Raw genomic sequence first — 19151 nt, 5'->3', positions numbered from 1 at the left:
GCCTTACTCCAGTTCCCGATTGATCGTCGCCGCCGGGCTGGCCACCATCACGACGAGCGTAAGGAACTTCTTGAACTCGACCTCGGGCGAGTTCGAGACGTAAATCACGTCGCGATTCTGGATCGGGAAGTTCTGCGTCACGAAGAATGCGGCGGGATCCCGCAGGTTGATCTCGTAGACCACGGGCACGGTGCCATTGATGGCCCTGACCGTCTTGTCCTTCGCATCGACCAGCTTCGCGTCTTCGAACCGGAACACGAACACGCCGCGCGCATCCGCACGGTTGTCGTTGAGCCCGCCCGAACGTGCGAGCGCCTGGGCCAGCGAAATGCCTTGTGCTTCGAACGGAATCTCATCGTTCTTGCCCGTTGCACCCAACACCGAGAAGCTCTGCGACTGGAAGAGCGCCGTCACGACATCGCCCGGCTTGAGCACGACGTTCTGGTGCGGATCGCGAATGACCGAATCGAGCGGCATCGTCGCGGTGACACTGCCTCGCGAGAGCTGCACGGCCATGCGGTTGACCGACTGCTTCACGCCGCCCGCAAATGCCAGCGCATCCAGCAGACGCTCGCCCTTCGGGGTCAGCGGCATCAGCGCGCTCGTGTTGACTTCGCCTACGACCGTGATGTTCGACGCATTGTTCTTGGTGACGCTGACGAGCACCTGCGGCATGTTCGCCTTGCCCTTGAGATGGCTGACGATGCTCGCCTCGATCTGCTCCGTCGTGCGCCCTTTGACCAGGATCCGTCCCGCGAACGGAATGGCGATCGTGCCATCCGAAGCCACCATCTGGTTGGGAAGCGTGACGCTATTGGCCGTGCTCGTCGTCATCGGCTGCGCGGGCGCCAGCGTACTGAACAGCATCGCCGGCGGCGCCTCCCAGATCGTCACTTCGATGACGTCGCCCGGGCCGATCAGATAATTGTTGGTAACCGCGCTCGGAAAGATGTCCGCGAATTGGCCGAGCTTCTTGCTGTCGGCAAGTTTCCTCGCCAACGTATCGTTGACGTCCACCAGTTGAATACCTTCGATCCGCCCGCCTGTCTCGGGCACTTCCTGCACTTTCTGGCGAGACGCGCCGGACGCGGGAATCCAGTCCGGAAATGTCCCACACCCCGAAAGCGCCAAGGCGGCAAGAACGGAAATTGCCAATAAACTCTTTTTCATGGATCTTGAGGCCAAGACTTTTTACTATTGATTTGCCAGCGTCATTTCCCGGGCGCTCAATCAACGCATCCCCCGAACACCCGGTCGCTCTTTCATCAGTCGATTAGCTCGATCAGGCCATCGACCTCTCAAAAATTCTTCACTTAAATTTGCATTCTTTCGGCCATTGGCGACCGAAAAAGCAACAAATCCCCTCTCTGTGACAGCAGACGAAATTGTGACTGCATGTCAATTTCCGCCACGGATACAGGCTCGATGGCAAACGAACTTCAGAAAACCACGGGAAATAACCAAAACAACGGCGCGCCTGAAAAACGCGTCCGGCCTTGCCAGCCGGCTGTCTGCGCCTGTTATCGGGGTGATCGATCCTTCTCAATCAATCGCACTGTCTGCTTAGGCTCTCTCAACTTACAGCGCGAGATCTCCTAAACGCCGGCATTATCGCATGGAAGTCGGACGCGTCCGAATTCAGTCCGAAAACTACAGGATCAGTCCGCATCCGCGATCCCGTGGTAATAAGCGGTAATCGACTCGGATTGCACTCCGGATTTAACAATGTTCGTGTCGCGGCAAACGGCATGCGTCGCGCCGATTGAAACGTGCTCGATACTGGCGTCCAAGCAGGCGCGGTGGTTGTCTCGGCCTCACAGGTCGGTTATAACCGTGCGACGAATATCGGCCGCACGCCATTCTTTAAACCCGCCTTGGAGCCCTGATGCTGAACTTGGAATCCGCCCAGCAATTCCTGATGACCCGCGGCCTCGACTTTGGCCTGAATCTCCTCGCCGCGATCGTGTTGTGGTTCGTCGGTCGCTGGGCGATCCGCATCGCCACGCGCCTGCTCGGCAAGGTCGTGCGCCGCAGCGGCAAGGTCGACCCGACGCTCACCGACTACCTGACCTCCGTGGTCGGCGTGCTGCTGACGATCCTGCTGATCCTCGCGATCCTGCAGATCTTCGGCGTGCAGACCACGTCGTTCGCCGCGCTGCTCGCCGGCCTCGGCCTCGCGATCGGCACCGCCTGGGGCGGCCTGCTCGCCCACTTCGCCGCCGGCGTGTTCATGCAGGTGCTGCGTCCGTTCAAGATCGGCGACGTGATCAGCGCGGGCGGCGTCACCGGCACGGTGAAGGAACTCGGTCTGTTCGGCACGACGATCATCACCGCCGACAACATCGTGACGATCGTCGGCAACAACAAGATCTTCTCGGACAACATCGCGAACTACAGCGCGACGCCGCATCGCCGCGTCGACCTGACCGCCAAGATTGCGAACAGCGTGGACGCGGTCGATGCAATCAACCGCCTGAAGTCACGGATCCAGCAGATCCCGAACGTGCTGCCCGATCCGGCGCCGGACGTCGGCGTGCTGCAGTTCACGCCGGAAGGCCCGCTGCTGTTCGTGCGTCCGTCGACGCAGCCGGGGAACTACTGGCAGGTGTACTGCGATACCAATCGCGTGATCCTCGAGACGTTCCGCGACGCGCAATACCCGACGCCCGAAACACCGATCTTGCATCGCACGACCTGACGCAACGGTGTCGCCCGTCGGTCCGCGGAATTCTGACTGAAGCAGCCGGCGTCGAGCAGCCGGGTCGGCCGATACCGCAAATCGGCAATCGGTCGGACCGCACGGACGAAAAAAAAGCGTGGCAGCCGCCACGCTTTTTTATTGCGCCGAAGGGAACACGTGCGGCTCAGTGACCGCCGGTGTTCGGCGTACTGCCCGACCGCCGCCCGCGCACCAGCTTCCACAGCGCGCCCAGCGCAACCGGCACGATCGCCGCACCGATCCCCGCCAGCACGATCACGTTCAGATACTGGCGGATGAACGGAATATTGCCGAAGAAGTAGCCGAGCAGCACCAGCAGCAGCACCCAGACCAGCGCGCCGATCACGTTGAACAGCTGGAAGCGCGTGACGCTCATCGACGACGCGCCGGCGACGAACGGCGCGAACGTGCGCACGACCGGGATGAAGCGCGCGAGCACGATCGTCTTGCCGCCGTGCTTGTCGTAGAACGTGTGGGTCTTCTGCAGCGCCGCGCGATCGAGGAAGCGCTCGAGCACCGGAATATGCGTATTGAACACCTTCGGCCCGATCCAGCGGCCGATCAGGTAGTTCACGGTATTGCCGGCAATCGCCGCGACCAGCAGCAGCACGATCAGCGCACCAAGGTTCATGTCGCCCGTCGCCGCGAACGCGCCGCCGATGAACAGCAGGGAATCGCCGGGCAGGAACGGCAGCACGACGAGCCCGGTCTCGCAGAACACGATCAGGAACAGCACCAGGTACACCCACGCACCGTACTGCCGGATGAAGTCGCCGAGGAACGCGTCGATATGCAGGACCAGGTTGACGAAATGAAGCAGCGTATCCAAATGCGATTCCTCGAAGGCGAAAGGGCCGGAACGGCCGAAAAGGCAGAAGTGCCCGCCGGACAAGGCGGCACGCGGAACGGAGCCATCATACCGAAACTACCTTAAGGCTCCGTGAAAAAACGTAACCGGCACCGCCCCGGCACGCCACCGCCGCCTCGCTATAATTCGGCCATGTCCGAAATCACCGAAACGGCCGCGGGCGCCGCGCCCGCCCCTGCTCCGCGCCCGCTGCGCGCGATCCAGCCCCTGCCCGACCAGTTGATCAGCCAGATCGCTGCCGGCGAGGTCGTCGAACGCCCGGCGTCGGTCGTCAAGGAATTGCTCGAGAACGCGATGGACGCCGGTGCGACGACGCTGCGCATCGTGCTCGAGGAAGGCGGCGTCAAGCGCATCTCGATCACCGACGACGGCTGCGGAATCCCGCCCGCCGAACTGCCGCTCGCGCTGATGCGTCACGCGACGAGCAAGATCCGCTCGCTCGAGGAGCTGGAGGCGGTCGCGACGCTGGGTTTTCGCGGCGAAGCCCTCGCGTCGATCGCGTCGGTCGCCGAGATGTCGATCACGAGCCGCACGGCCGACGTCGCGCATGCGACGAAGATCGACGCGACCACGGGCGCGCTGTCGCCGGCCGCCGGCGCGGTCGGCACGACGATCGAGGTGCGCGAGCTGTACATCAACACGCCCGCGCGCCGCAAGTTCCTGAAAAGCGAGCAGACCGAATTCGGCCACTGCCTCGAAATGATCCGCCGCGCGGCACTCGCGCGGCCGGACGTCGCGATCTCGGTGCTGCACAACGGCAAGGCCGTCGAGCACTGGAACGCGACCGAGCCCGCGCAGCGTGTCGCGAAGATTCTCGGCGACGGCTTCGCCACCGCGCACCTGCCGCTCGACGAGCAGGCCGGGCCGCTCGCCGTCTACGGCTGCGCGGGCCTGCCGACCGCGAGCCGCGGCCGCGCCGACCAGCAATACTTCTTCGTCAACGGCCGCTTCGTGCGCGACAAGCTGCTCACGCATGCGGTGCGCGCGGCGTACGAGGACGTCCTCCACGGCGACCGCTACCCATCGTACGTGCTGTTCCTCGACCTGCCGCCGGAATCGGTCGACGTGAACGTGCACCCATCGAAGATCGAGGTGCGGTTCCGCGATTCGCGTTCGATCCACCAGTACGTGTTCCACGCGGTGCAGCGCGCACTCGCGCGCCACGCGGGCGCGTCGCCGGAAACCACCGCGGGCGGCCATGCCGCGCAACTCTCTCCGGCGCCGAGCGGCCCCGCGTCGTTCCTGAATACGCCACTCGGCCAGGGCGCGGCCACCGGCACGGGCGGCAGCGGCTTCTCGTCGCCGTCATCGTCGTCGGGCAACACGTGGATGCGCCAGGCACGCATGACGCAGGGCACACTGCCGGTCGCGCAACCGCTCGCGCTCTACGACGCGCTGTTCGGCCGCAAGGACACGAGCGCGGGCACACCGGATGGCACGACGATCATCGCGCGCGATTCGGCGGATGCGGTCGATGCGCCAGCCGCGCCGCTGCCGGGCTTCGCCGCGTCGCCGCTTGCCGCCACCGTACACGGCGAGCAGCCGCTCGGCTTCGCACTCGGCCAGATTCACGGGATCTACGTGCTCGCGCAGAATGCGCACGGCCTCGTGATCGTCGACATGCACGCGGCGCACGAACGGATCCTCTACGAACAGTTCAAGAACGCGCTCGCCGACCGCACGGTCGCGGTGCAGTCGCTGCTGCTGCCGATATCGATGACGGCGACGCCGGTCGAGATCGGCACGGTCGAGGAAGAACGCGACACGCTCGAATCGCTCGGCTTCGACCTCGCGGTGCTGTCGCCGACGACGCTTGCGGTCCGCGCGGTGCCCGCGCTGCTGAAGGACGCTGATTTGCAGTCGCTCGCGCGCGCGGTGCTCGCCGACCTGCATGCGTTCGGCGGTTCACGCGTGCTCACCGAGCGCCAGCACGAGCTGCTCGGCACGCTCGCATGTCACCACGCAGTGCGCGCGAACCGGCGCCTGACGCTCGACGAGATGAACGCGCTGCTGCGCCAGATGGAGGCGACCGAACGCGCGGACCAGTGCAATCACGGCCGGCCGACGTGGTATCAGCTCACGCTGAACGATCTCGACCGTCTCTTCATGCGCGGCCAATGAGCGCTTCACCGCAGTCTCGTCCGACGACGATCGCCTGCCTGCTCGGCCCCACTGCTTCGGGCAAGACGGCCGCGGCGCTGGCGCTCGCCGCGCGCCGTCCGATCGAGATCGTCAGCGTCGATTCGGCGCTCGTCTACCGCGACATGGATATCGGCACCGCGAAACCGACGCGCGACGAGCGCGCGAGCGTGCCGCACCACCTGATCGACATCATCGACCCGGCCGACGCCTATTCGGCGGCCGAATTCCGCGCGGACGCGCTGCGCGTGATCGGCGAGATCGTCGCGCGCGGCCGCACGCCGCTGCTCGCGGGCGGCACGATGCTGTACTACAAGGCGCTGACGCAGGGCCTCAACGACCTGCCGACGGCCGATCCGGCCGTGCGCGCGGAGCTCGATGCCGACGCCGCGCGCGACGGCTGGCCGGCACTCCATGCGCGGCTCGCGCAGGTCGACCCCGCGACGGCCGCGCGGCTCGCCCCGAACGATTCGCAGCGGATCCAGCGCGCGCTCGAAGTGTTCCTGCTGAGCGGGCAGCCGATGTCGGCGCTGCTCGCCGCGCCGCGGCGAGCGGACGATGCGGCCGCCGCGTACCGCTTCGTGCCGGTGGCGCTCGAGCCGTCGGACCGCGCGGTGCTGCACGCGCGCATCGAGCAACGCTTCGACGCGATGCTCGACGCGGGCTTCATCGACGAAGTCGAACGGCTGCGCCGCCGCGAGGATCTGCATCTCGGCCTGCCGTCGATGCGCTGCGTCGGCTACCGGCAGGCATGGGAGTTCCTCGACGGCGACACCGACTACCGGACCATGCGCGACAAAGGTATCTTCGCGACGCGCCAGCTGTGCAAACGGCAGATCACATGGCTGCGCGCGATGCCCGAGCGGATCGTCGTCGACTGCGTCGCGCCGGATTCGACCGACCAGGCGGTTGACGCGCTTGAACGCGTGCTGGACGGCCGTATCGAGGATCACTAACGGGGCCGGATCGGCGCGCATCGCCCGCTGCACACGCGTGATGCCCCTGCCCCGCTCAGTGCGCGAGCATGACGAGATTCGCGTCCCGCGCGAGCTGCCATCGGCCATCCGACTTGCGGAAGATCGTCAGTGTATGGCCGGAGCGGCGCACGGCATCACCGCCCGGCTGCGTCACATCGATCTCGATGAAATTACGCATGTACGCCCAGTCGCCCATCACGCGAAGTTCGTCGATCCGATAACGGCCGTCGACTTTCGGCCCATTGCCAGCCGCCGCATTTGCGTCGCGCGACGCGGCCGCGAACGCCGCCTTGTCGAACGGCGGCTTGCCGGCCACCATGAAAATCGCGTCGTCGGCGATCAGGTCGAGCACAGTGGCCAGATCGCCGCGCCGGCTCGACACGAACCAGGTTTCCACCAGATCGCGAATCGCGCGTTCGTCTTCGGTCATCGTCGTTGCCCCTTCGGCGGCCCGCCGACACGCCGGGCCACGCCGGAAAAAAAGCCGCCCGGATCGACTCCGGGCGGCTTTCCTTGCTGCATCTTGCGTGCGGTGCGTCAGACCACGACCGTCTGCGCCTCGCCTTCGCGGCTCGCACGCACGGTGCCGATCTTCCACACCTGTTCGCCGGCGGCCGTCAGGTCGGCGATGGCCGCGTCGGCATCGGCCGCCGCGACGATCACGGCCATCCCGATCCCGCAGTTGAACACGCGGTGCATTTCGGCGTCGGCCACGCCGCCGTGCTCCTGCAGCCACTTGAACAGCGGCGGGAGCGGCCACGCGTTCTGGTCGAGCTCGGCCGTGAGGCCATCGCGCAGCACGCGCGGAATGTTCTCGACGAGGCCGCCACCCGTGATGTGGGCCATGCCCTTCACCGGCAGCTTCTGCATCAGCGCGAGCAGCGGCTTCACGTAGATGCGCGTGGGCGCCATCAGCGTGTCGGCCAGCGAGCGGCCGTGGAAATCGGCCGACAGGTCGGGGTTCGCGCGCTCGATGATCTTGCGCACGAGCGAGAAGCCGTTCGAGTGGATGCCGCTCGAAGCAAGGCCGAGCACCACGTCGCCTTCGGCGATCGTGCTGCCGTCGATGATCTTGCTCTTCTCGACCGCGCCGACCGCGAAACCGGCCAGGTCGTATTCGCCGTCCGGGTACATGCCCGGCATTTCGGCCGTCTCGCCGCCGATCAGCGCGCAGCCCGACAGTTCGCAGCCGTGCGCGATGCCCTTGACGACCGTTGCGGCCGTGTCGACGTCGAGCTTGCCGCACGCGAAGTAGTCGAGGAAGAACAGCGGCTCCGCACCCTGCACGAGGATGTCGTTCACGCTCATCGCCACCAGATCCTGGCCGACGGTGTCGTGTTTGTTCAGATGAAAGGCCAGCTTGAGCTTGGTGCCCACGCCGTCGGTGCCCGACACGAGCACGGGTTCCTTGTACTTCTTCGGCACTTCGAACAGCGCGCCGAACCCGCCGATGCCGCCAAGCACGCCGTCGCGCAGGGTTTTCTTCGCAAAAGGCTTGATCTTGTCGATGAGCGCGTCGCCTGCGTCGATGTCGACGCCTGCGTCGCGGTATGACAGACCCTGAGCGTCGGGAGCGGATTTCGGAGGATTCATGGGGGAATGCGAGAAGGTCGGTAAAATGCGATTTTACCCGAAGCCGGCCCGTTGGCCGGAATTCCCAGCACCGAATCGTCAGGGATTGCATCTTGCTCGACACGTCCCCGTTTTCATCGCTACGCGAGCCGCGCCGAAACCCGCGCGCCGCCGTGCGTGCGGCCGCGTGTGCAGGCACCGGAGCAGCCCCGCGCGCGCGCCCGGCGTACGGCGCGCGTTTCATCAACCGACCCGCATTGTGACTGTTGTGTCCCGTCAACTGACGCTCGATCTCGGCACGCCGCCGCCCGCCACGTTCGACAACTTCATCATGAATGAGGAGAACGACGAGCTCATCTCGCGGCTCCAGAAGCTCGACCTCGCGCTCGCGGCGGGGCCCGTGCCGGACCGGTCGTTCTATATCTGGGGCGAGCCCGGCAGCGGCCGCACCCATCTGCTGCAGGCGCTCGTGAGCGACGCGTCGTACGGCAACGCGCGCTATCTGACGCCGCAAAGCCCGCTCGGCGCGTTCACGTTCGACGCGCGCATCGGCATCTACGCGATCGACGACTGCGACCGGATGAGCGACACGCAGCAGGTCGCGCTGTTCAACCTGTTCAACGAGGTCCGCGCGCACCCGTCGAGCGCGTTCGTCGCGGCAGGCCCGGCGGCGCCGCTCGCGCTCGACGTGCGCGAGGATCTGCGCACCCGCCTCGGCTGGGGGCTCGTGTTTCACCTGTCGCCGCCGTCCGATGCCGGCAAGATCGCCGTGCTGAAGCTCGCGGCGAAAGAGCGCGGGATCGCGCTCACCGACGACATCGCCGCCTACCTGCTGACCCATTTCCGCCGCGACATGCCGAGCCTGATGGCGCTGCTCGACGCGCTCGACCGCTTCTCGCTCGAGCAGAAGCGCGCCGTCACGCTGCCGCTGCTGCGCCGGATGCTGGCCCGCCCCGGCGACGACATCGCACCGCCGGGCACAGGCCCGAACCGCTTCGAGTAAAATGCGCATCCATGACTAATCTGGCACTCTTTGACCTCGATCACACGCTGATCCCGACCGATAGCGACCACGAATGGGGCCGCTTCATGGTGAAGCTCGGCATCGTCGACGCGGAAAGCTTCTCGCGTCAGAACGATCAGTTCTTCGCCGACTACAAGGCCGGCAAGCTCGACATCCATGCGTACCTGTGCGCGATGCTCACGCCGCTCGCGAAGTATTCGCGCGCGCAGCTCGCCGAATGGCACGAGCAGTACATGCACGAGGTGATCCGCCCCGCGATGACGCCCGCCGCGCTCGAACTCGTGCGCAAGCACCTCGATGCCGGCGACCTGTGCTGCGTCGTGACGGCCACCAACGAATTCATCACGCGTCCGATCGCGACCGCGTTCGGCGTCGACACGCTGATCGCGTGCGAGGTCGAAACGACCGACGGGCATCCCGATTCGCCGTACACGGGCCGGCCGACCGGCACGCCGAGCTATCGCGAAGGCAAGATCGTGCGCACCGAAGCATGGCTCGCGTCGCTCGGCAAGCACTGGAACGACTTCGAGCACAGCTACTTCTACAGCGACTCGCACAACGACATCCCGTTGCTCGAGAAAGTCACCGACCCGATCGCGACCAACCCCGACGACACGTTGCGTGCGCATGCAAGCGCGCGCGGCTGGCGCATCCTCGATCTCTTCTGAACGTCGTGATCAAAAAATTCATTCGCAAGCTGCTCGGCCAGGACGGCGCCGAACAAACGTCGCCCGCCGAGGCGCCCGCCGTCGACACGGCCCCTGCCCAGCGCCCCGCGAAGGGTAGCCGCGGCGGCGCCGCCAGGAAGCCGCGCAGCAATCACGAACCGACCGTCGTGCCGGCCAGCGTGCACCAGATCGATCCGTCACTGATCTCGCGCAATGCAGTCCGCGTGACCGACACGCTGCAGCAGGCGGGCTTTCGCGCATTCATCGTCGGCGGCGCGGTGCGCGACCTGCTGCTCGGCATCGCGCCGAAGGACTTCGACGTCGCGACCGACGCGACGCCGACCGAAGTCCAGCGCCTGTTCCGCCGCGCGCGCCTGATCGGCCGCCGCTTCCAGATCGTCCACGTGCAGTTCGGCCAGGAACTGATCGAGGTGTCGACGTTCCGCGCACTGGTCGATGCGCCGCCCGAGGCTGCCGCGTCGGCCGAGCCGCCGAAGCGCCTGAAGCGCGACGAACTCGATCGCCGCACGCACGCGGTCGACGCCAGCGGCCGCGTGCTGCGCGACAACGTGTGGGGCGAACAGCACGAAGACGCCGCGCGCCGCGACTTCACGATCAACGCGATGTACTACGATCCGTCGACGCAGACGGTGCTCGACTACCACGACGGGATGGCCGACATGCGCGCCCGCCTGCTGCGGATGATCGGCGACCCGGCCACGCGCTTCCGCGAGGATCCGGTGCGGATGCTGCGCGTCGTGCGCTTTGCGGCAAAGCTCGGCTTCGAGATCGAGCCGCATACGCGCGAACCGATCAAGGCGCTCGCCGACCTGATCAACAACGTGCCGGCCGCGCGCCTGTTCGACGAAATGCTGAAGCTGCTGCTGTCGGGCCACGCGCTCGCGTGCCTGCAGCGGCTGCGCAAGGAGGGCCTGCACCACGGGCTGCTGCCGCTCCTCGACGTCGTGCTCGAACAACCGCAGGGCGAGAAGTTCATCACGCTCGCGCTGAACAACACCGACGCGCGCGTGCGCGCCGGCAAGACGGTATCGCCGGGCTTCCTGTTCGCGACGCTGCTGTGGCACGACATGCGCCAGCGCTTCGAGCAATACACGGCGGAAGGCGAATTCCCGGTGCCGGCGCTCCATCGCGCGATGGACGACGTCATCGACATGCAGACCGAGAAACTCGCGATCCACAAGCGCTACTCGGCCGACATGCGCGAGATCTGGGGCCTGCAGTTGCGCCTCGAAAAACGCTCGGGCCGCAGCGCGATGCGGCTGCTGGAACACCAAAGGTTTAGAGCGGGGTATGATTTCCTCCTGTTACGCTGCGAATCCGGCGAGCTCGATGCGGAAGTCGGACAGTGGTGGACGGATTTCATCGAAGGCGACGCGGCCGCGCGCGAGGCACTCCTGACGCAGGGCGGCTCGAAGGAAAAATCGCCCCGCAAGCGGCGCCGCCGCGGCGGTGCGCGAAACCGCAAGCCGGGCGAAGGCGCCGCCGAGCAGTCGTCGGACACCGCGGGCGGTTCCGACGACTGACGCGCGCGCCGGCGAACGACGTAGGAAGTGATGCCATGACGGTTGCATATATCGGACTGGGGGCGAATCTCGGCGATGCGCGCCAGACCCTGAAGGACGCGGTGGTGTGCCTCGCGCAGCAGCGCACCATCTCGATCCTCGGCAAATCGAGCCTGTATCGCACGGCGCCCTTCGAAGCGGGCGGCGACGATTACTACAACTGCGTCGTCAAGCTCGACACGACGCTGTCGGCCCGTGAGCTGCTCGCGCTCTGCCAGAAGATCGAACATCACTTCGGGCGCGAGCGCCCGTATCGCAACGCGCCGCGCACGCTCGACCTCGATATCCTGCTGTTCGGCTCCGATTCGATCGACGAACCCGACCTGATCGTCCCGCATCCGCGCCTCACCGATCGCGCATTCGCGCTCGTGCCGCTCGTCGAGATCGAGCCGGCGCTCGACATCCCCGCGCGCGGCCGCGCCGATGCGTACCTCGCCTCTGTCGCGGATCAGCGCGTTGAGAAGGTGCAGACCTGTCAATGCCTGATGCAGAAGGCCCTTGCCGCCGGCGCTGACGCCGACAAGAACCGCTGCCGATGAACATCACTCCGCTGACCGTCACCGCGCCCGACCTGCGCGCCCCGCATCGCTATCTGGTGATCGAAGGGCCGATCGGCGTCGGCAAGACGACGCTCGCGCGCCTCTTCGCCGAGCGCTGGTCGATGCAGACGCTGCTCGAGCGCCCGCAGGACAACCCGTTCCTCGAACGCTTCTATCGCGACACCGCGCGCTACGCGCTGCCCGCGCAGTTGTCGTTCGCGCTGCAGCGCGCGCAGCAGGCGCGCGAACTGATCGGCGCGCTCGATACGGGCCGGCCCGTCGTCGCCGATTTCATGCCGCAGAAGAACGACATCTTCGCGCGGCTGAACCTGCCGGAAGACGAATGGCAGTTGTACCGGTCGATCGCGACGCACCTCGACGTCCCGCAAGCCCCCGCGCCCGATCTCGTCGTCTATCTGCAGGCGAGCCCCGAGGTGCTGTTCTCGCGCATCCAGAAGCGCGGGCTGCCAACGGAGCTGCAGATCAGCGACGCGTACCTGCGCTCGCTCGTCGATGCGTACAACGAATTCTTCTATCACTACGACCGAACGCCGGTACTCACGGTCGCAGCCGAACACCTGAACCCGCAAGACTCCCCCGAAGACCTCGCGCTGCTGATCGAGCGCATCGACACGATGCGCGGCCGCAAGGAATTCTTCGTCAAGGGCGAAACGACGCGCTGACGCGTCCTCGCCTGTCGTTCCTCCCCCATCGAACCGGATTTCCCCATGACCTATCTCCAGGAATCGAGCCGGCCTGCCGTCACTGTGCCCAAGCTGCAGGCAATGCGCGAGGCCGGCGAGAAGATCGCGATGCTCACCTGCTACGACGCGAGCTTTTCCGCGCTGCTCGATCGCGCCGGCACCGACGTGCTGCTGATCGGCGACTCGCTCGGCAACGTGCTGCAGGGTCACACCACCACGCTCCCCGTGTCGATCGACGACATCGCGTACCACACCGCATGCGTCGCGCGTGCGCAGCCGCGCGCGCTCGTCGTCGCCGATCTGCCGTTCGGCACGTACGGCACACCGGCCGAGGCGTTCGCGAACGCGGTCACGCTGATGCGCGCCGGCGCGCAGATGGTCAAGCTCGAAGGCGGTGAATGGCTCGCCGACACGGTCCGCTTCCTCGTTGAACGCTCGGTGCCGGTGTGCGCGCACCTCGGCCTCACGCCGCAGTCGGTGCATGCGTTCGGCGGCTTCAAGGTGCAAGGCCGCACGGAAGCTGGCGCCGCGCAGCTGCTGCGCGATGCGCGCGCGATCGAGGACGCGGGCGCGCAGCTCGTGGTGCTCGAAGCGGTGCCGACGCTCGTCGCGTCCGAAGTCACGCACATGCTGAAAATCCCGACGATCGGCATCGGTGCGGGCCTCGAATGCTCGGGCCAGGTGCTGGTGCTGCACGACATGCTCGGCATTTTCCCCGGCAAGCGCCCGCGTTTCGTGAAGGATTTCATGCAGGGCCAGCCGAACATCCAGGCGGCCGTCGAGGCGTACGTGAGCGCGGTGAAGGACGGCTCGTTCCCGGGCCCGGAACACTCGTTCTGACGCGCGGCCGGCGCCCGTTCGATACGAAAAAAAGCGCGGCACCCTTTGCGGGGCGCCGCGCTTTTTCCTTGGATGCGGTGTTGCCGAAGATCAGCGGTATCGGTTCGTCGGGCACGCGGCCCAGTCGTTCATCGCGTCATTTCAATACCGCATCGAGCGCGCCGCGCAATGCATTGGTCAGCAGCAGCGCCTCGGCGCGCGCCAGATCGTCGAGCGTGACGATGCGCTCCTGGGCGCCGAATGTGCGATCGTCGAGCAGCACGCCACGCATCACGCCCGGCAGCACACCGCTCGACAACGGCGGGGTCACCCACTGGCCGTCGAGCTTCACGAACAGGTTCGAGCGCCCGCCTTCCGTCACCTCGCCACGCTCGTTGACAAACAGCATGTCGAAGCCACCAAGCGCCTCCGCCGCCTGCCATGCGCGATCGTATTCGGCACGGCGCGTCGTCTTGTGCAGCAGCAGCGCGTCGTCCGTGCGGGTCGGTGCGAACCCGTGCGCGGACGCTAGCATCACGCCGACCGGCCCAGCGGGAAGCGGTTTCATCGTCGCGGCCATGATGTCGATCGTGCCGTCCTTCGCGAGCGCGAGCTTCATCCGGTACGGACCATCGCCGTCGAGCGCCGCGCAGCGCGCGTCGATCTCGCGGCGCAACGCATCGGCGTCGAGGCGGAAGCCGAATGCATCCGCGCTGCGCCGCAGCCTCGCGAGATGGCGCTCGAGATGCCGGATGCCGTCTGCACGCGTCGCGGCGGTGGTTTCGAACAACTGGAAGCCGGGATCAGCGTCGGTCAGGAATCGCGCTTTCAATTCGCACTCCGCATATTCGTCGGCGGCGACGCTGTCGAGCACGATGCCCGCGCCGACCCCCATCGTGCCGCGTCGCCGGCCGCCAGCGGCCGCTGCCGCGTCACGCGTGTCGATCGTTGCGGCAGCATCGACATCGACCGCCTCGAGCGTCAGCGTCCGGATTGCGACCGACAGGCAGAAATCGCCGCAGCCGGTCGCATCGCCGGGCGACGCATCGCCTGCCGCTGCCCCTTCCTGCGGCGCGTCGAGCCAGCCGATCGCGCCCGTATAGAGCCCGCGCGGCGTCGACTCGATCGCGTCGATCAGTTCCATCGTCTTGTGCTTCGGCGCACCGGTGATCGATCCGCATGGAAACAGCGCACGCAGCATCTGCGCGAACGTGGTGCCGTCGCGCCAGCCGGCCTCGACCGTCGACGTCATCTGCCATACCGACGCGTACGGCTCGACCGAGAACAGCGCCGGCACCCTGACCGTGCCCGTACGCGCGATCCGCGACACGTCGTTGCGCAGCAGGTCGACGATCATCACGTTTTCCGCGCGGTTCTTCGGATCGTTCGCGAGGAACGCGGCGGCCGCCGCGTCGTCGCGCGGATCGGCCGAGCGCGGCGCGGTGCCTTTCATCGGCCGCGCGCGCAGCACGTCGCCGTGCTTCTCGACGAACAGCTCCGGCGAGCACGACACGACCCACGCACTGTCGGGCAGCGCGATCAGCGCGCCGTAACGCACGGGCTGACGCGCGCGCAGCCGCCGGTACAGCGCGAGCGGCGTGCCGAACATGTCGAAATTCAGCCGATACGTGTAGTTGATCTGGTACGAATCGCCCGCGCGCAGCGCGTCGTGCACCGCAGCGATCGCCGCGTCGAACGCGTCGCGCGACACGCTCTTCGCGACATGCGCGACGCCCGCGATCGACGGCGGGCCGCCGCCGTCCTGCTGCGCGAGCCACGCATCGACTTCGTCGCGCGACAGGCGCTCGCAGCGCGCATACAGCAAAAAGCGCAGCGGGGCATGGCCCGGCTGCGCTCTTTCAAGATTGCGTCCGAATTCGTAATCGCCGACGACGACCGCATGCAGCCCGTCGCGCAGATCCTGCGCCACCGCCGCATCGAGCTCGTCGAGCCGTGCCGGATCCGTACACACGCGTTCGCGCACGAAACCGGAATACAAACGACTCGACCGCGTGGACGCGGTCGAGTCGCAATCGTCCAAGAGCGCGAACGACGCGCTCTCGTTGCCTTCAGTCATGCCGTCACTCGAAGAAGCTCTTCACCCGGTCGAACCAGCTCTTGCTCTGCGGACTGTGACGCGCACCGCCCTCGGCCAACGACTTCTCGAACTGCTTGAGCAGATCACGCTGCTGGTCGGTCAGCTTCACGGGCGTCTCGACCTGCACGTGTACGTACAGATCGCCCGCGATGCTCGAACGCAGACCCTTGATCCCCTTGCCGCGCAGGCGGAACGTCTTGCCCGACTGGGTACCTTCCGGCACCGGGAACGACGCACGGCCGGCCAGCGTCGGCACCTCGATCTCGCCGCCGAGCGCGGCGGTCGTGAACGGGATCGGCATCTGGCAGTGGAGATCGTCGCCGTCGCGCTCGAACACCGAGTGCGGCTTGATGTGGATCTCGACGTACAGGTCGCCCGGCGGCCCGCCGTTGATGCCAGGTTCGCCGTTGCCGGCCGAGCGGATCCGCATGCCGTCGTCGATGCCGGCCGGGATCTTCACTTCGAGCGTCTTGGTTTCCTTCACCTTGCCCGATCCGTGGCAGTGCGCGCACGGTTCGGGGATGTAGGTGCCGGTGCCGTGACACTTCGGGCAGGTCTGCTGGATGCTGAAGAAGCCCTGCGACATGCGCACCGTGCCCTGGCCGTGGCAAGTCGGGCAGGTTTCCGGCTTCGTGCCAGGCTTCGCGCCCGACCCGTGACAGACTTCGCATGAGACCCAGCTCGGCACGCGGATCTGCGTGTCGTAGCCGTGCGCGGCCTGCTCGAGCGTGATTTCCATGCTGTAGCGCAGGTCGGCACCGCGATACACCTGCGGACCGCCGCGGCCGCCACGCGCGGCGCCGCCCGCGGCCTGACCGAAGATGTCGCCGAAGATGTCGCCGAACGCATCCGCGAAGCCGCCGAAACCCTGTCCGCCCGCACCGCCCATGTTCGGATCGACGCCCGCGTGGCCGTACTGATCGTACGCCGCGCGCTTCTGGTCGTCCGACAGCATTTCATAGGCTTCCTTCACTTCCTTGAAATGCTCTTCCGCATCCTTGCTGTCCGGATTGCGGTCAGGGTGATACTTCATCGCAAGCTTGCGATACGCCTTCTTGATTTCGTCGTCGCTCGCATTCTTCGCGACGCCCAGAACCTCGTAGTAATCCCGTTTCGCCATATCGATTCGCTGTGCCGTCGCGCGTCACGCACGCGGCGGCTCCTTTCGCCCGCAGTAAAGTCTCTCGACTCGTCTGGCGCTGCGCCGTCCGCGGACGGCTCGCGCAGCACCCGCCAAAAAACAAATGTGCCCGGAGGGCCGCGAAGCCCGCCAGGCGTGGAGTCGATCCGGCCATCCGGAAGGAAAGACAGACCGCTGTTCAGCCGCGCCGCGCGCGTGTCGCGCGCGGCGTGCGGTGCCATGGCAACCCGGCTCAGTCCTTCTTTACTTCCTTGAACTCGGCGTCGACAACGTCGTCCGCAGCCTGCTGCGCGCCGCCCGCGTGGGCCGCGCCTTCCGCTGCACCCGCCGCGCCGGCCGCACCGGCCTGCTGCGCCTGCATGTCGGCGTACATCTTTTCGCCGAGCTTCTGCGAAGCCTGACCGAGTTCCTCGACCTTCGCGTCGATCGCCGCCTTGTCGGCCGACGTATCCTTCAGCACGTCCTCGAGCGACTTCAGCGCCGCTTCAATCTTTTCCTTCTCGCCCGCTTCCAGCTTGTCGCCGTACTCGGTGAGCGCCTTCTTCGTGCTGTGGACCAGCGCGTCGCCCTGGTTGCGCGAATCGGCCAGCTCGCGCAGCTTGTGGTCTTCCGCTGCGTTCGCTTCCGCGTCCTTGATCATCTGGTCGATTTCAGCTTCGGACAGGCCCGAGTTCGCCTTGATCGTGATCTTGTTTTCCTTGCCGGTCGCCTTGTCCTTCGCGCCGACGTGCAGGATGCCGTTCGCGTCGATGTCGAAGGTCACTTCGATCTGCGGCACGCCGCGCGGCGACGGCGGGATGCCTTCGAGGTTGAACTCGCCGAGCAGCTTGTTGCCTGCCGCCATCTCGCGTTCGCCCTGGAACACCTTGATCGTCACGGCCGACTGGTTGTCGTCCGCCGTCGAATACACCTGTGCGTGCTTCGTCGGGATCGTCGTGTTCTTGTTGATCATCTTCGTCATCACGCCGCCGAGCGTCTCGATGCCGAGCGACAGCGGGGTCACGTCGAGCAGCAGCACGTCCTTGCGGTCGCCCGACAGGACCTGGCCCTGGATCGCCGCGCCGACTGCGACGGCTTCGTCCGGGTTCACGTCACGGCGCGGGTCCTTGCCGAAGAACTCCTTCACCTTCTCCTGCACCTTCGGCATGCGGGTCTGGCCGCCGACCAGGATCACGTCGTCGATGTCCGACACCTTGACGCCCGCGTCCTTGATCGCGATGCGGCACGGTTCGATCGTGCGCTCGACCAGATCCTCGACCAGCGCTTCCAGCTTCGCGCGGGTAATCTTCAGGTTCAAGTGCTTCGGACCCGATGCGTCGGCCGTGATGTACGGCAGGTTGATTTCGGTCTGCTGGCTCGACGACAGCTCGATCTTCGCCTTTTCAGCGGCTTCCTTCAGGCGCTGCAGCGCGAGCACGTCCTTCGACAGGTCGACACCCTGCTCCTTCTTGAACTCGCCGATGATGTAATCGATGATGCGCTGGTCGAAGTCCTCGCCACCGAGGAACGTGTCGCCGTTGGTCGACAGCACTTCGAACTGCATTTCGCCGTCGACGTCCGCGATCTCGATGATCGATACGTCGAACGTGCCGCCGCCGAGGTCATACACGGCGATCTTGCGGTCGCCCTTCTCGGCCTTGTCGAGGCCGAACGCGAGCGCAGCCGCGGTCGGCTCGTTGATGATCCGCTTGACTTCGAGGCCCGCGATGCGGCCGGCGTCCTTGGTTGCCTGACGCTGGCTGTCGTTGAAGTACGCCGGCACCGTGATCACGGCTTCCGTGACCGGCTCGCCGAGGTAGTCTTCGGCCGTCTTCTTCATCTTGCGCAGCACTTCCGCCGAAACCTGCGGCGGCGCCAGCTTCTCGCCGTGCGCTTCGACCCATGCGTCGCCGTTGTCGGCCTTGATGATCGTATACGGCATCAGGCCGATGTCCTTCTGGACTTCCTTCTCTTCGAAGCGGCGGCCGATCAGGCGCTTCACCGCGAACAGCGTGTTCTTCGGGTTGGTCACGGACTGACGCTTGGCCGGTGCGCCGACGAGCACTTCGTTATCGTCCATGTAGGCGATGATCGACGGCGTCGTGCGCGTGCCTTCCGAGTTCTCGATGACCTTGACCTGGTTGCCTTCCATGATGGCGACGCACGAGTTCGTGGTGCCGAGGTCAATACCGATGATCTTTCCCATTTTTGCTAATCTCCAGAAATGCCTGTTTGCTGCGCGAAACCCCGCGTTTTTGGGCGGTTTCGCGCGCCAGAATTCAACTCTGTTCCCGAAATGCGTCCGGCCGATCCGTTTTCAA

General features: G+C 66.1%; 16 protein-coding genes. 9 read left to right on the top strand and 7 right to left on the bottom strand.

Annotated features, from left to right (window positions below; translation table 11 throughout):
• Positions 1-3: 3 nt before the first annotated feature.
• A complete protein-coding gene (locus BTE28158_RS27850) occupies positions 4-1170 on the bottom strand; it encodes a polysaccharide biosynthesis/export family protein (RefSeq protein WP_151047877.1) in 1167 nt (388 codons plus the stop codon).
• A gap of 715 nt (positions 1171-1885) precedes the next feature.
• Between BTE28158_RS27850 and BTE28158_RS27845 the strand changes: the two genes are divergently transcribed.
• A complete protein-coding gene (locus tag BTE28158_RS27845; protein ID WP_151047878.1) occupies positions 1886-2698 on the top strand; it encodes a mechanosensitive ion channel family protein in 813 nt (270 codons plus the stop codon).
• Positions 2699-2864: 166 nt separating this feature from the next.
• Here BTE28158_RS27845 and BTE28158_RS27840 read toward each other — a convergent pair whose 3' ends face one another.
• A complete protein-coding gene (locus tag BTE28158_RS27840; RefSeq protein ID WP_170296383.1) occupies positions 2865-3548 on the bottom strand; it encodes a DedA family protein in 684 nt (227 codons plus the stop codon).
• Between the two features lie 171 nt (positions 3549-3719).
• On the opposite strand from BTE28158_RS27840, the gene mutL reads away from it, so the two are divergent.
• Together mutL and miaA are read left to right on the top strand one after the other, a co-directional pair.
• Entirely contained in the window at positions 3720-5708 is a 1989-nt protein-coding gene (gene mutL, locus BTE28158_RS27835; RefSeq protein WP_151047880.1) for a DNA mismatch repair endonuclease MutL, read from the top strand.
• A complete protein-coding gene (gene miaA, locus BTE28158_RS27830; RefSeq protein ID WP_151047881.1) occupies positions 5705-6682 on the top strand; it encodes a tRNA (adenosine(37)-N6)-dimethylallyltransferase MiaA in 978 nt (325 codons plus the stop codon). Before mutL ends, miaA begins: the two co-directional genes overlap by 4 nt.
• Positions 6683-6737: 55 nt before the next feature.
• On the opposite strand, the gene BTE28158_RS27825 is transcribed toward miaA, so the two are convergent.
• Together BTE28158_RS27825 and purM are read right to left on the bottom strand one after the other, a co-directional pair.
• Positions 6738-7133, bottom strand: a complete 396-nt coding sequence (locus BTE28158_RS27825) for a YybH family protein (RefSeq protein ID WP_151047882.1) — start codon at positions 7131-7133, stop codon at positions 6738-6740.
• Between the two features lie 107 nt (positions 7134-7240).
• The gene (purM, locus tag BTE28158_RS27820) at positions 7241-8296 is read right to left on the bottom strand and encodes a phosphoribosylformylglycinamidine cyclo-ligase (RefSeq protein ID WP_059608307.1); all 1056 of its coding nucleotides are present in this window, start codon (positions 8294-8296) and stop codon (positions 7241-7243) included.
• Between the two features lie 247 nt (positions 8297-8543).
• Between purM and hda the strand changes: the two genes are divergently transcribed.
• The 6 genes from hda to panB are packed head-to-tail and all read left to right on the top strand — an operon-like array spanning position 8544 to position 13633.
• Complete coding sequence (gene hda / locus BTE28158_RS27815; protein WP_059608306.1) at positions 8544-9278, top strand: DnaA regulatory inactivator Hda; 735 nt, start codon at positions 8544-8546, stop codon at positions 9276-9278.
• Between the two features lie 11 nt (positions 9279-9289).
• Positions 9290-9967, top strand: coding sequence for a histidinol-phosphatase (locus BTE28158_RS27810; protein WP_151047884.1), 678 nt, complete (start codon positions 9290-9292; stop codon positions 9965-9967).
• A 5-nt stretch (positions 9968-9972) separates the two neighbouring features.
• A complete protein-coding gene (gene pcnB / locus BTE28158_RS27805) occupies positions 9973-11511 on the top strand; it encodes a polynucleotide adenylyltransferase PcnB (RefSeq protein WP_151047885.1) in 1539 nt (512 codons plus the stop codon).
• 35 nt (positions 11512-11546) lie between these two features.
• Positions 11547-12089: a 2-amino-4-hydroxy-6-hydroxymethyldihydropteridine diphosphokinase gene (gene folK, locus BTE28158_RS27800; protein WP_059465460.1), complete on the top strand. Its 543-nt coding sequence runs from the start codon at positions 11547-11549 to the stop codon at positions 12087-12089.
• Positions 12086-12772, top strand: coding sequence for a deoxynucleoside kinase (locus BTE28158_RS27795; RefSeq protein ID WP_151047886.1), 687 nt, complete (start codon positions 12086-12088; stop codon positions 12770-12772). Before folK ends, BTE28158_RS27795 begins: the two co-directional genes overlap by 4 nt.
• Positions 12773-12817: 45 nt before the next feature.
• Positions 12818-13633 (top strand): 3-methyl-2-oxobutanoate hydroxymethyltransferase, encoded by an 816-nt coding sequence (gene panB / locus BTE28158_RS27790; protein WP_124902648.1) that lies wholly within the window; start codon positions 12818-12820, stop codon positions 13631-13633.
• Between the two features lie 136 nt (positions 13634-13769).
• On the opposite strand, the gene BTE28158_RS27785 is transcribed toward panB, so the two are convergent.
• The 3 genes from BTE28158_RS27785 to dnaK all read right to left on the bottom strand — a co-directional run bounded on the left by BTE28158_RS27785 (position 13770) and on the right by dnaK (position 19036).
• Positions 13770-15689, bottom strand: a complete 1920-nt coding sequence (locus BTE28158_RS27785) for a chorismate-binding protein (protein ID WP_151047887.1) — start codon at positions 15687-15689, stop codon at positions 13770-13772.
• A 4-nt stretch (positions 15690-15693) separates the two neighbouring features.
• Positions 15694-16830: a molecular chaperone DnaJ gene (gene dnaJ, locus BTE28158_RS27780; protein WP_098549687.1), complete on the bottom strand. Its 1137-nt coding sequence runs from the start codon at positions 16828-16830 to the stop codon at positions 15694-15696.
• 253 nt (positions 16831-17083) lie between these two features.
• A complete protein-coding gene (gene dnaK, locus BTE28158_RS27775) occupies positions 17084-19036 on the bottom strand; it encodes a molecular chaperone DnaK (protein ID WP_059608300.1) in 1953 nt (650 codons plus the stop codon).
• Positions 19037-19151: the final 115 nt, after the last annotated feature.

The sequence above is a fragment of the Burkholderia diffusa genome (genome assembly GCF_902499115.1).
Lineage (GTDB): Bacteria > Pseudomonadota > Gammaproteobacteria > Burkholderiales > Burkholderiaceae > Burkholderia > Burkholderia diffusa.
The sequence above is the reverse complement of the archived record's forward strand: the minus strand, read 5'-3'. Positions and strand labels throughout refer to the sequence as shown.

What these genes read in the sequence shown, in the direction of transcription:
- dnaJ (WP_098549687.1), bottom strand. Translation starts at nt 16,830, where the DNA reads ATGGCGAAACGGGATTACTACGAGGTTCTGGGCGTCGCGAAGAATGCG.
- mutL (WP_151047880.1), top strand. Translation starts at nt 3,720, where the DNA reads ATGTCCGAAATCACCGAAACGGCCGCGGGCGCCGCGCCCGCCCCTGCT.
- BTE28158_RS27825 (WP_151047882.1), bottom strand. Translation starts at nt 7,133, where the DNA reads ATGACCGAAGACGAACGCGCGATTCGCGATCTGGTGGAAACCTGGTTC.
- BTE28158_RS27845 (WP_151047878.1), top strand. Translation starts at nt 1,886, where the DNA reads ATGCTGAACTTGGAATCCGCCCAGCAATTCCTGATGACCCGCGGCCTC.
- dnaK (WP_059608300.1), bottom strand. Translation starts at nt 19,036, where the DNA reads ATGGGAAAGATCATCGGTATTGACCTCGGCACCACGAACTCGTGCGTC.
- miaA (WP_151047881.1), top strand. Translation starts at nt 5,705, where the DNA reads ATGAGCGCTTCACCGCAGTCTCGTCCGACGACGATCGCCTGCCTGCTC.
- purM (WP_059608307.1), bottom strand. Translation starts at nt 8,296, where the DNA reads ATGAATCCTCCGAAATCCGCTCCCGACGCTCAGGGTCTGTCATACCGC.
- BTE28158_RS27850 (WP_151047877.1), bottom strand. Translation starts at nt 1,170, where the DNA reads ATGAAAAAGAGTTTATTGGCAATTTCCGTTCTTGCCGCCTTGGCGCTT.
- BTE28158_RS27785 (WP_151047887.1), bottom strand. Translation starts at nt 15,689, where the DNA reads ATGACTGAAGGCAACGAGAGCGCGTCGTTCGCGCTCTTGGACGATTGC.
- BTE28158_RS27795 (WP_151047886.1), top strand. Translation starts at nt 12,086, where the DNA reads ATGAACATCACTCCGCTGACCGTCACCGCGCCCGACCTGCGCGCCCCG.
- BTE28158_RS27810 (WP_151047884.1), top strand. Translation starts at nt 9,290, where the DNA reads ATGACTAATCTGGCACTCTTTGACCTCGATCACACGCTGATCCCGACC.
- panB (WP_124902648.1), top strand. Translation starts at nt 12,818, where the DNA reads ATGACCTATCTCCAGGAATCGAGCCGGCCTGCCGTCACTGTGCCCAAG.
- folK (WP_059465460.1), top strand. Translation starts at nt 11,547, where the DNA reads ATGACGGTTGCATATATCGGACTGGGGGCGAATCTCGGCGATGCGCGC.